Genomic DNA, 12,013 nt, shown 5'->3' with positions numbered 1-12,013 from the left:
TCCTCAGGGCGCTCTACGCCCTTCAGCAATTCGTCCAGCAGTTCCTTGGAGATCGTCATGCATGCTTCCTGTCGAAGAAGCATGGACCAGATCACTCATACACAGAAAATCTGACACTCTCATCACGCGACGCCAACCGCTCACGCGCAGCGCGTTGACGCGCCTCGGCTTCATCGACGAGACGTCGCTGAAGGCGAACATGGCCAGGACCACCGGATGGCCTCCAGAAGGCGCGCCTTGTCGACCATGCGCCCTTCGGCCACTGCAACGCCCGGACTTTCATCGCCGCCCTGCGCCATGACCGGCTGGATGCGCTCCGGGGTGATCGACGGTGCCATGAACCGCAGACTGTTCGAGTTCCATGGCGAAACCCGACTGGAGCCGACACTGCGACCCGGCGATGTGACCGTTCCGGATGACCTGTCATCGCACAAGAGCCGCAAGGCCGCGGCGACCATGAGCGCCGTTGGCGCGTGGTTCTGGGTCTTGCCTCCCCGCAGCCCGGATCCGAGCCCGACTGGACTCCACGTGTTCAGAATGACCGCTGCGACGGCTGCTGGTGATGGGGCCTCGGCACGGAAGCCGTCGGCTAAAGATGGTCCAGCAGGAGCCAGTCCATCAGGTGGCGCCGAAGCTGGGCGTCGAAGGCGGCCAACTCCCCACTCTGCTCCAGTTCTCGCGATGGGAAATTGCGGTCGCGCAGAAAATGCAGGAACTTTGTCATGGCGGCCGCGCCTGCCGGACCCTTGACGTTGCCATGTGCGACCTTGAAGGCGTCCCGGCCACGCTCGTCCAGACGGCTCCAGACAAGGGCGCCGCCGAGTTCCTCGTCCAGGTCCGGGTCCTCGGAAAGCGTGTCGTGGACGGCATCGAGCAGCAGAGCCTCAAGTCCAGGCGGCGACGGCGGGGCGCCTTCGATCACCATCTCGGCCAGGCGCCGGTTGGCATGGGCCGCAGCATCGCGCCAGAACGCCCGCGCCCCGTCCGCGTCCTTGAGCCCGTGCAGGCGGGCGCCGATGATCCTGTTCTCGGCCAAGATGACGCGCAGATGGTCGGTGCAGATGCGGCCCTGCCCACGCCGGGCGATCCAGAGAAGTTCGTCCCTGAGGACATCCGCCGGCACCCTCTCGACCGCGGGCGTGGGTTCCGCGACCTCATGCAGGTCGCGGACCAGCGCGGCGGGGTCGTCGACCTTCCTGGCCAGCCACGACAGGACCGCGACATGCGCCTCGGGCGTCCGCAGGTCCGGAAAGCGCCGCCGCGCCGCCCCAAGAAGGTCGGGCGGCACGTCGATGAAGGCGGCGCCGTGCCTGTGCGCCAGCACCGATCCAATGGCCTCTTCGCCCAGGTGACCGCGCATCAGGGGCGAGGTCTCGCTGCGGTCGGGCGCATCCGTCACCAGATCGGGGTCGCAGCAGAGCGACAGCCACCGGTTCAGGAAGGCGATCGCGGCGGGCGTGGGGAAGTAGATCAGCGGGCTGGCGGCGATCAGGGGCGCCGCGTGCATCTGCGGGGTGTCGGCGTCCAGCCCGATCAGGCAGTCGCGGCGCGTGTACTGTTCCTGCGTCCGCCACACGCCCGTGCTGCCGTGAATGAAGCCGTCTTGGGTTCGGGCCGCCAGGGCGATCAGTTCGCGCGGAAAATGCGGCATCTGGGGCAGCGCGCCGGTGGGGTGACTGCCGGCGTCATGATAGAGGACGACATCATCCGGAGCGATCTCCCGCAGCGCCTCGATCAGGATGAACGGCTTCCAGAGCCCGTGACCGGCGCGGGGGCCGGACGACAGGACCTGCCGATGATGGGCCCAGAAATCGGTCCGCTCCAGGTCCGAACGGGTGCGGTGCGTGGCTGTATCGAACCCTGCCGCCAGCGCGGCCTTGCAGAAATCGACCGCGTTGTCGCAGTAGGGCTGGGTCTGGTCGGAGTAGACGAGGAAATGCGCCTTCCCGACGCCGGGAATGCCGTGCTGCAACGTCAGCCCTTCCTCCCGGCCCCCTGGCGGGCCACGGCCTTTTCAAGTTTCCTGTGCCGGCGCACATACTGCTTCTTGTCGGGATAGCGCGTCATCAACCGCTCCAACCGGTTGCGCGCGTCCTCGGCCTTGCCGTCCTCGACCAGAAGGTCGGTGTTCAGCATGACCAGCGGCGGATGGTCGTCGGCCCATTGAAGCGCCCATTCCAGCACCCTCTGCGCCCCGGCAGCGTCACCCAGATCGGCCTTGATTCGAGCCAAGTCGTGCTGGCGGCGCCAGTTCATCGGCGCCAGCGACAGCCCCTTCTGCAGCATCGCCTCGGCCTCGGCCAGGCGCTCGGCGGCGCAGGCGGCGTCGGCCGCAAGGAAGAAGACCGAGGGAAACTTCAGCTGCCCCTCGGCCAGCAGGTCCAGAAGACCATCGGCCGCGGCAGCGGCCTCGCCCGCCGACAGCAGCAGCCCGCCGCGCATCGCGCGATAGATCGAGACGTCGGGCGCCAGGCGGATGGCCTCGTCGATGGCGGCCAGCGCATCCGTGTGCCGGCCCTGTTCCTGGCGCAATTCGGCCAGCCGCTTGTGGAAGATGGCGACACCCGGCTTGGCGGCGACGGCTTCGGTCAGCATCGCGTCAGCCTTGGCCAGGTCGCCCTCGCGCAGGGCGATCATGCCGGTGAAGCTGTCGAAATGCGCCTTTGGATCGCCTGTCCAGCTGCGCCGCTCGAGGATCTTCAGGATGGACCTGAAATGCCCTCTGAACCTGTAATGCGCGCGCAGGTCCGATCGCGTGAAGTCAGGCCATTCCCAGACCATCACGCGGTTCGTGGGCACCATCGGCGGGATCTTCAGCACCCCGGCCTCGACCGGCGCGGCATAGAAGTCGCGAACATGGTCGAAGACGAAGCGATTCGGGAACAGACGCTCGACCAGCGGATCCGTCACCCAGAAGTTGCCGTCGTGAAAGTCGCCCTGCGCGCGCAGCAGGCCAGCCAAGGCATTGATCTCGCCTTCGACCGGTTCGTGCCAGAAGGCCGAGATGATCTGTTCGCACGCCTCCTCGCGCCGGCCCAGCATCAAGAGCGCCATGCCGTGGTAAAGCGCCACCTGTGCGAAGCTGCGCTGGAAGGCCACGAAGCCGCGGTCGATCGTCGGGCGCAGGTCGCAGATGGCCTGGTACTGGCCGTCAAAGAACATCTCGCGCACGGTCAAGGCGTGGACGAAGGCGATGTTCAGCCCGTCCTCGATATGGCTGCGGGCGATGCCCACGAAGTCGGACCGGCGACCGGTCTTGACCAGATGCTCGCACGCATAGACCAGGTACTGCCCGATCTCGCCCTTGTTGGCGAACAGCTGCGGCTCGTCGCGCAGCCGCGCGGCCAGGACGTCCAGCGCCTCGTGCCTGATCTCTGGCGTCAGCTGCGATTCAACATCGCGGAACTCGTTTCCGCCGATGGTTCTGGCCGTCGAGCTGAAGGCCGAAGAAGGCGGCGCGACGATCAGGTCCGCCATCGACATGGCGAACAGCTCCACCGCGTCGCGCTGCACCTCGGTCAGGGCCGAGCTGTCGGCCACGCGCGCGAAGGTCAGCAGGTCCGGAAACATCCGCGTATACCGGTCAAGGACGCTGGCATTGTCGCTGAAGAGGATGGTCCGCGCGCCGTCGCCCTCCATATTGGCGCGCATGTGCGCCTCGAAGAACTCGTCAGGGACGAACTTGTTCGGCCAGGCGCGGTTCATCGCCCGCATGTCGCTGGTCAGATCGCCCCGGCGGATGTGATAGGCGACGGTGCGGCGGCCGTCCTGCAGTTGCCGGCGCAGAAGGTCCAGGTGCTGCGCCAGAACAAGGTTCAGGGGCAACTCCTCGACCACCTTGCGGAAGGTGTGCGAGACCTCGGATTCATCCTCGAAGGGCAGGCGCAGGACGTCGAAGGGCGGGTCCAGCAGGACGTGCATTCCGCCCTTCAGGTGGTCCAGGAACTGTTCGACCGAGGTGCTGTGCAGGACGGTGCCGATCGCGGTCGCGTCCGACTTCATCGCCTGGTAGGTCTTCTTGTCGATGAAGTGGCGGGCCACGAAATCGGCGTCGAACAGCTCCGTCCCGTCACCCAGCCCGTCGCTGTCGCGCCAGTGGACGACGAAGGGCAGGTCGAAGCTGCGGGCGAAGCGCATCGTGTTCAGAAGCGCGATCAGCCGCCCGCCCATGCGGTCGGCGCGGAACGCGATCAGCTTGCCCCGCGCCCCCGTCACGCGCGGTTCTCCAGAAACCAGCGATAGGTTTCGGGGATGCCCGTGCGCAGGTCGATCCGCGGGCGCCAGCCCATCGACATCAGCCGGTCCGACGACATCAGCTTGCGCATGGTGCCGTCGGGGCGGGTCAGGTCGTTGACGATCTGCCCGTCATAGCCGACCACCTCGGCAACCATCGCCGCCAGCTCTCCGATCGAGATGTCGGTGCCGCTGCCCACGTTCAGGTGCGACAGCATCGGGTCGGTGTGGGCGTCATAGGTGGCGCGGTCCAGATCGAAGACGAACAGGGACGCTCGGGCCATGTCGTCGACATGCAGGAATTCGCGCCGTGGTGTTCCGGTGCCCCACATGACGACCTGGGGCAGCCTGTCGCGCCTGGCCTCGTGGAAGCGGCGGATCAGGGCCGGCATGACGTGACTGTTCTCGGGGTCGAAGTTGTCGCCCGGTCCATAGAGGTTCGACGGCATCACCGACCGGAAATCGGTTCCGTATTGCCGGTTATAGCTTTCGCAAAGCTTGATCCCGGCGATCTTGGCAATGGCGTAGGGTTCGTTCGTGGGCTCCAGCGGGCCGGTCAGCAGGGCATCCTCGCGGATGGGCTGCGCGGCCTCTCGCGGATAGATGCAGCTGGAGCCCAGCTGCAGCAACCTTGTGACGCCATGGGCCCAGGCCTCGTGGATGACGTTGCATTCGATCATCAGGTTGCGGTGGATGAACTCGGCCGGGTAGGTGTTGTTGGCGTGGATGCCGCCCACCTTGGCCGCCGCCAGAATCACCGCGTCCGGACGCTCGGACGCCATGAAGCGGCGTACGGCCTCCTGTTCGGTCAGGTCCAGTTCAGAACTGGTGCGGGTGATCGTCTCCACCCCGTCGCGGTCCTGCAGCTGCCGCAGGATCGCGCTGCCCACCATGCCGCGGTGCCCTGCGACGAAGACCCGCATCCGATCAGCTTTCGACATAGAGCGGCATGTCATAGCCATGCGTGCGCAGCAGCGCATGGCGGCGGGCGATCTTCAGGTCCTCGGCCACCATCTCCTCGCACATCTGCTGGGTGGTGATCTCGGGGATCCAGCCCAGCATCTCGCGCGCCTTGGTCGGATCGCCCAGCAGGGTCTCGACCTCGGTCGGGCGGAAATAGCGCGGGTCGACCCGCACGACGGTCTGGCCCGGCGCGACGCCGGGGGCGTCGTCGCCGCTGACGCTGTCGACGACACCGACCTCGGCCTCTCCCTCACCCTCGAAGCGCAGGGTGATGCCCAGATGGGCGGCGGACCACTGGATAAACTGGCGCACGGAATACTGCACGCCGGTCGCGATCACGAAATCCTCGGGCGCGTCCTGCTGCAGCATCATCCACTGCATCCGGACATAATCGCGGGCGTGGCCCCAGTCGCGCAGGGCGTCCATGTTGCCCATATAGAGGCAATCCTCCAGCCCTTGGGCGATGTTCGCCAACCCGCGGGTGATCTTGCGGGTCACGAAGGTCTCGCCCCGGCGGGGGGATTCGTGGTTGAAGAGGATTCCGTTGCAGGCATAGATCCCATAGGCCTCGCGGTAGTTCACCGTGATCCAATAGGCGTACATCTTGGCGACGGCATAGGGCGAACGGGGATAGAAGGGGGTCGTCTCGCGCTGCGGGATCTCTTGCACCTGGCCGTAAAGCTCGGACGTCGAGGCCTGGTAGAACCGGGTCTTGTCCTGGAGCCCGAGGAAGCGGATCGCCTCGAGGATGCGCAGCGTGCCGACCGCATCGACGTTGGCGGTGTATTCGGGCGTGGCGAAGCTGACTGCAACATGGGACTGCGCGCCCAAGTTATAGACCTCGTCCGGTTTGACGTCCGACATGATCCGCATGACGGACGACGTGTCACTCAGGTCGCCGTAGTGCAGGAACATCCGCGCGTCGCTGGCGTGGGGGTCCTGATAGATGTGGTCAATCCGCTGCGTGTTCAGCGACGAGGACCGGCGCTTGATGCCGTGGACCTCATAGCCCTTCTGCATCAGGAATTCGGCCAGATAGCTGCCGTCCTGCCCCGTGATGCCCGTGATCAGCGCCCGTCTGGCCATCGTTATCCCCTGTCGTTGATGACGCCGCCCGTCAGCCTATGCGTGTCTTTCAGCCGCAGTTTCGCGCTTGCGCTGCACCAGCACAACCCGTGAAAATGCAGTCGCCTGCCAATGCGGCAACTTTCGGGCAATGGTCCGCGCAGGTGTCAGGCGATGGCGTCCCAGGCCGCGATCATGCGCGCCGCTTTCGCCGCCACGACCTCGGCGCTATCGCCCGGCGCATAGAGGGCCGAGCCGATCCCGAAGCCTGCCGCCCCGGCGCGGCGCCATTCGGCCATGTTGTCGGCCGACACGCCGCCGACGGCCCAGCAGCCGGTGCCCTGCGGCAGCACAGCCCGCATTGCGCGCAGTCCTGCCGGGCCGATCAGCTCGCCCGGAAACAGCTTCAGGGCGGTGGCCCCGGCGGCAAGGGCCGTGAAGGCCTCGGTCGGGGTCATCACGCCGGGATAGCTGTCCATCCCGGCCTCGCGCGTGGCCCGGATGACCTCGGGGGCGCAGTTGGGCGACAGGACCATTCGGCCGCCCGCGCGGGCCACGGCGGTGACGTCATCCACCGTCAGCACGGTTCCTGCGCCGACCATGGCACGGTCGCCGAAGTCACGCGCCAGGATGCCGATGCTGTCCAAGGGGTCCGGAGAATTCAGCGGCACCTCGATCCGGGTGATGCCTGCGCCGATCAGCGCCTCGGCGATGGCGGGCGCCTCGGCCGGGGTCAGGCCGCGCAGGATGGCGATGACGGGGCGGGACATGGGGCTTTCCTTCAGCTTTCGGCCACAAACTGGCGATGGGCGGCGGCCAGACCCGCCAGCGTGGCGTCCTCGACCGACATCTGCGCGGCCGGAACGCCCTGCGCGGTCAAGGCCTCGGCGTAGAGCGCGGAAAGGGCGGGGGCGCCGATGATCGTCACCTCGCATCCCAGCCACCAGGGCTTCGCGGCGGCGAGTTCCCACCCAATCAGGGTGCCGGACAGCCGCGCGCGCGCCGCGACGGGGTCGAGGTCCGCCAGCAGCGCCTCGGCCCGCAGTTGGAAGAGGCCGCCGAAGCCGCGCTCCGGGCGGGCCATCGCATCCGACACGGCGGCCCGGAACAGGTCGGGGTCGTGGCCCTCGGCCGCGACGGTGTGGCGCAGCATCGACTGTCCGGCAATCAGGCCGAACAGCTCGCCCGTCATCAGGCTCTTGAAGTTGCAGATCTCATCGGCCGAGACGCGGACCCACTTCGTGTGCGTTCCGGGCAGGCAGACGATGCCGTCGAACTCTGGCGAGAGCGAGAGAAGGCCCGCGACTTGGGTCTCCTCGCCGCGCATCACATCGGCCGGGCTGGTCTGGCTGACACCGCAGACGATGCGCACTGGGCGGCCGCCGGGATCGCCCGGAACCGGCACCAGCTGCGGCACGGCGGGGCAGGGGGCGGGGACATAGGGCGCCTCGATCCAGCCTTGCCGCGCGCCGACCATGCCGCTGGCGATGACCGGAACGGCGGGCCAGCCGTCGGTCTCTTCGGCCAGGACTGCGGCGAACTGGTCGGGACGCAAGCCCCCCATGCCCCGGTCCAGCGCCCTGGCCTCGGACGGGGTCCGTCCGGACATCGCCCAGAGGCGCAGGTTCGTCGTGCCCCAATCGGCGGCGATCCAGTCAATGGTCAACGGCGTCTCCCTTGTCGGGGACCGGTGTGCGGGATCGCCGCGGGCAAGGCAACCCCCCGGCGCTAGGCCTGGCGCGCCTCGGCGCGGGCCAGCTTGGGCTCGATTCGGCGGAAGGCGGCGCGCAGCTCGTCGGCGAACTGGCCCGGCGCGAACTCTCGCATGCCTGAATGCGCGGCGCAGAGCCAGCGCAGGTCGGCGGTCTTGGCGGCAAGATCATGCAGCCAGGCCCGGAATTCTTCAAGGGCGCCGGGGCGCTGCTGCAGGGCCCGCGGCATGCTGGGGTGCAGGAACAGGCGCGGTCTGGGCAGCAGCCGGCGCAGAGCCGACGGCACCGGCATGAGGTTGATCGTGTCGTCGACATGCAGCGTACGGCTGGCCGGATGCCAGGCCAGCAGCGACCCGGCATGAACGCGTTCGTTCCCGCTGACATAGTCGATGCCGCGGGGCAGGGTCAGGACCAGATCGCGCGAGAACATGTCGGCGACCTCGGGGCTTTCGACAGGCTCGGACCGCCAGTCCAGGTCCGGATGCTTTCGCCAGTGCCGATAGGACCCGAAGAGCGATGCCCCGGGAAAGTCCCGCGCCACGGTCGTGCAATGCAGCGTGTGGAACGGATGAAGGTTCAGGATGGCCGTCACGGCCCGGCCCTGATCGGTCAGCGCCATCACCCGGTCACGGATCTCTCCACGCAGGGGATAGCTGTCCAGCATCACGAACTGCCCCGAGGACAACCTGACCAGCGACGCCTGCGTGCCCACGTTCAAAACCCCACCAATCCGCAGGTCGCCGCGGATCGACCAGAAGCCATGCCCCAGTTCGCGCAGCGCCTCAGTCATCGTCAGCCTCCGGGCAGGTTGCCGAAATCGCGGGATTCGGGGACGGGTTGGCTGGTCTTGCCACAGATCTCGCGCAGCGCGGCCTTCATCCCCTCCTCAAGCGTCGGATGATAGAAGGGCATCGACAGGATCTGCGGGGCGGTCGCGCCACTCTCGATCGCCCAGGCCAGAAGATGCGACAGATGCTCGGCCCCCGGACAGCAGAGATCGGCGCCGGTCAGGCGACCGTCCGCATCGGCATAGACCGACATCACCCCCTCGGCCCGCGCCTCGGTCCGGGCGCGTCCCTGGTTGCCATAGTCTGACCGGCCGCAGATCGTCCCGTCCTCGGGCGAGGCGCCGACGCTGGCCACGGGCGGGTCCGTGAAGGTCAGGGTGAAGGCCGTGTTCCGCTCGCTCGGCGCGACATCGGGGAAGGCGGCGGCATTGCGGCCCGCGATGGCCCCCTCGGTCGAGGCTTCGTGCAGAAGCGGCACGTCGGCATCGGCATCGCCCGCGATGAAGACCGCAGAATCGCCGCATTGCATCGTCTGGCGGTCGAAGACCGGGGTTCCATGATCGTCCAGAGCCAAGCCAGACCGGTCCAGGTCCAGCCCCTTGAGGTTCGGGGGCCGCCCGGTCGCGACCAACACATGGCTGAAGACCGCGCGGCCGGGATCGTCGCCAGTCCAGTCGATGCGGATGCCGCCATCGACCGCCTCGGCCGAGGTCTCGCATCCCAGCCTCAGCGTCAGGTCGCGCGACACCGCCTCTTTCAGCGCGTCATGGACGGCCGCGCAGCGCGCCTTGGCCAGCGTCGTCGAGTTGTCGAAAAGGGTGACCCTCACGCCAAGCCGTCCCATCGCCTGCGCCATTTCAAGCCCAATCGGCCCGCCGCCGATCACGGCCAGACGTTCGGGCAGGTCCGGGATCTCGAACAGCGTCTCGGTCGTCAGGACCCTGGGCCCCAGATCGCGGAACGGCGGCGGGATCATCGCCTCGGACCCCGTGGCGATCACGATGGCGCGGCTGGCGATCCGGCGCCCGTCTTCGAGGACCAGCTGGCCGGGACCCTCGAACCTGGCGCGCCCGGTCACGGCGGTGCCTTCGGGAAGGTCGTCGAAGGTTTCCTTCGTGAAGGCGACGAAGCGGTCACGCTCCTCACGAACGCGCGCCATCACGGCCTGGCCGTCGATGGCCAGGCTGCCGGGATTGACGCCGAAAACAGGGGCGTGGCGCACCGCATGCGCGGCATGGGCAGCCGCGATCAGCAGCTTCGACGGCATGCATCCGGTGTTGGCGCAGAGCGTTCCGCGGAACCATGGGTCGATCAGCAAGGTGCGCGCCCCCGCCTTGCGGGCGGCGCGTTCGGCCGAGATGCCGGCGGTGCCGGCGCCGATTACCGCGACGTCGCAGGTCAGGTCCTGACGTTCGGCCATCACGACAGGGCGACCGGGTGGGCGGGGCAGGGGGTCATGGGCGCTCCGGCAGGGTGGATCTGCATCTTCAACCGAGGTGGCGGCCGCGGCGTTCCCCGCCGGACCTTCACGGGACCGTGATCGTAAGCGACCTAGAGGTAGTTGCGCGCCACCGCGATGGCTACGGCCTGCGTGCGGCTTTTCGCACCCAGCTTGGCGCAGGCCTTCAACGCCCGCTGCTTGACCGTGGATTCGGCGATGCCCAGCTGGGTCGCCGTCTCCAGCTGGCCGTGGCCGTCGCGGAAGCAGCGCAGCACGTCCAGCTCGGCTTGGGTCAGGGCGGCGCGGTTCAGCACCATGTCAGTCCAGAGGTTGAAGCGCGCGACGCAGGCCGCGATCTCGTCATCGGTGAATTCCCGCTCGGGATGCGACAGGGTCAGGAACGAGCGCTTGCCCACCACCTTGCGAGAGATGGCGACCCCGTAGTTCAGCTTGAACTTCCTAGCCGCCTGCATGACGCCCCGCAGGTCGGGAATGCGCACCTCTGACCAGCGGGCGGCGCCGTCATGCGTCATCGTCCACATCGCGATCGGGTCGCCGAAGAAATAGTTCCGTTCCTCATAGATCGCGCGCCAGGCGTCGGGATAGCCGTTAAACAGGTGCTCCGGCCCCCTGAAGGTCAGGTTGAAGCCCATGATCCAGCCGGTCGGGGCCAGCGCGTGCATCTGCGCAATCTCGTCATCGAAGTTCGGGATCAGGTCGTGCAGCATTCTGCCCCTCGGATCGGCATGAGCGGACCGTATGTCTTTTCGGACATAATGAAAAGGCAGGTCACGTCGATTTCGCGCGACAAGCCACAGCGGCAGGCCCATTTCATTAAGACCCGTTAACAAGGAGAATGAGAATGGGAATTCGTGAACCGAAGCTCGCCACGGCTGAATTCAGCCGCGACATGGTCGAGACGATGCTGACCTATTTCGACGCCTATGCCGACGACGACGGTGTCCTGAAGGTCGAGGTCACGTCCTGGGGCCTGTGGCTGCCCAACAAGATCACCGGCGGCCGCCAGTTCCTGGGCCTTGCCAAGCTTCCGGACGGGGTGCGGCAATGAGGGACGAAATCACCGTCACGACCGCCAGCGACCTCAAGGTCGAGGTCATCAACCTGCCCCATGACATGGCGCGTTTCGACCTGGTTGCCAGCTTCCTCAGACTGCGCAAGCAGATCTTCGTGGACCGCATGGCCTGGCCACTGCACCATGCCGAAGGGATCGAGTTCGAGCAGTACGACACTTTCGACACCGCCTATGTGATCGCCCACCAGGACGGGCGCGCGGTCGGCGGGGCGCGGCTGAAGCGGACGGACTGTTCGTTCGGCGGCGGCAAGGTCGTCTATTCCTACATGATCCGCGACGCGCATCTCGGGCTGTTGCCCGGGATGCCCACGAACCTCTGCCACGAGGAGCCGCCGGTCGATGCCCAGGCCTGGGAGCTGACGCGCTTTGCCGCCCTGCCCATACCGGGCCTGGCCGAGCGTATTCTGGACGTGTCGAACGACTATCTGCACCGGGTCGGCGCCACGGACTGCCTGTTTTTGGGGCCGCCTGCCTTCCTGCGGATGGCGACGCGCCTCGGCTGGACGCCGCGGCCGATGGGCGACCTGGTGTCCAACGACGACGGCAAGTTCCTGGCATTCGCCTGCGCGGTGCGCGAACCGGTGCCGGGCACCGTCTCGCACTAGGGTCAGGATGCATTGATTTTCGATGTGCTGCGTGATTCACGGCTCGGAAAACGGAGCGGTGACATGAGCGACCTTTTCTGGCTGACCGACGCGCAGATGGCCAAGCTTTCCCC

At 67.2% G+C, this 12,013-nt stretch carries 11 protein-coding genes; 2 read left to right on the top strand and 9 right to left on the bottom strand.

Annotated features, from left to right (window positions below):
- Positions 1 to 589 precede the first annotated feature (589 nt).
- From OC184_RS18050 to OC184_RS18010, 9 genes are all read right to left on the bottom strand, one after another.
- Complete coding sequence (locus tag OC184_RS18050; protein WP_265508545.1) at positions 590 to 1,972, bottom strand: hypothetical protein; 1,383 nt, start codon at positions 1,970 to 1,972, stop codon at positions 590 to 592.
- Positions 1,973 to 1,974: 2 nt separating this feature from the next.
- On the bottom strand, positions 1,975 to 4,215 hold the full coding sequence (locus tag OC184_RS18045) for a tetratricopeptide repeat protein (RefSeq protein ID WP_265508544.1): 2,241 nt from the start codon (positions 4,213 to 4,215) through the stop codon (positions 1,975 to 1,977).
- Positions 4,212 to 5,156: a GDP-L-fucose synthase gene (fcl, locus tag OC184_RS18040; protein ID WP_322630228.1), complete on the bottom strand. Its 945-nt coding sequence runs from the start codon at positions 5,154 to 5,156 to the stop codon at positions 4,212 to 4,214. The genes OC184_RS18045 and fcl overlap by 4 nt, the downstream gene beginning before the upstream one ends.
- A gap of 4 nt (positions 5,157 to 5,160) precedes the next feature.
- Positions 5,161 to 6,282, bottom strand: coding sequence for a GDP-mannose 4,6-dehydratase (gene gmd, locus OC184_RS18035; protein WP_265508542.1), 1,122 nt, complete (start codon positions 6,280 to 6,282; stop codon positions 5,161 to 5,163).
- A gap of 146 nt (positions 6,283 to 6,428) precedes the next feature.
- On the bottom strand, positions 6,429 to 7,031 hold the full coding sequence (locus tag OC184_RS18030) for a 2-dehydro-3-deoxy-6-phosphogalactonate aldolase (protein WP_265508541.1): 603 nt from the start codon (positions 7,029 to 7,031) through the stop codon (positions 6,429 to 6,431).
- A gap of 11 nt (positions 7,032 to 7,042) precedes the next feature.
- Entirely contained in the window at positions 7,043 to 7,927 is an 885-nt protein-coding gene (locus tag OC184_RS18025; RefSeq protein ID WP_265508540.1) for a 2-dehydro-3-deoxygalactonokinase, read from the bottom strand.
- Positions 7,928 to 7,989: 62 nt separating this feature from the next.
- Complete coding sequence (locus OC184_RS18020; RefSeq protein WP_265508539.1) at positions 7,990 to 8,763, bottom strand: hypothetical protein; 774 nt, start codon at positions 8,761 to 8,763, stop codon at positions 7,990 to 7,992.
- 2 nt (positions 8,764 to 8,765) lie between these two features.
- Positions 8,766 to 10,181, bottom strand: coding sequence for a dihydrolipoyl dehydrogenase (locus OC184_RS18015; protein WP_265508546.1), 1,416 nt, complete (start codon positions 10,179 to 10,181; stop codon positions 8,766 to 8,768).
- 131 nt (positions 10,182 to 10,312) lie between these two features.
- Positions 10,313 to 10,930, bottom strand: coding sequence for a helix-turn-helix transcriptional regulator (locus OC184_RS18010; protein WP_265508538.1), 618 nt, complete (start codon positions 10,928 to 10,930; stop codon positions 10,313 to 10,315).
- A 134-nt stretch (positions 10,931 to 11,064) separates the two neighbouring features.
- Here OC184_RS18010 and OC184_RS18005 point away from each other — a divergent pair, with 134 nt between their 5' ends.
- Positions 11,065 to 11,271, top strand: a complete 207-nt coding sequence (locus tag OC184_RS18005; RefSeq protein ID WP_265508537.1) for a hypothetical protein — start codon at positions 11,065 to 11,067, stop codon at positions 11,269 to 11,271.
- Positions 11,268 to 11,900 (top strand): acyl-homoserine-lactone synthase, encoded by a 633-nt coding sequence (locus tag OC184_RS18000; protein WP_265508536.1) that lies wholly within the window; start codon positions 11,268 to 11,270, stop codon positions 11,898 to 11,900. The genes OC184_RS18005 and OC184_RS18000 overlap by 4 nt, the downstream gene beginning before the upstream one ends.
- The last annotated feature ends 113 nt before the right edge of the window (positions 11,901 to 12,013 follow it).

This window comes from Paracoccus rhizosphaerae, from assembly GCF_026162645.1.
Taxonomy (GTDB): Bacteria; Pseudomonadota; Alphaproteobacteria; order Rhodobacterales; family Rhodobacteraceae; genus Paracoccus; species Paracoccus rhizosphaerae.
Note: the sequence above shows the minus strand (reverse complement) of the source record. Positions and strands in the feature narration are given on the sequence as shown.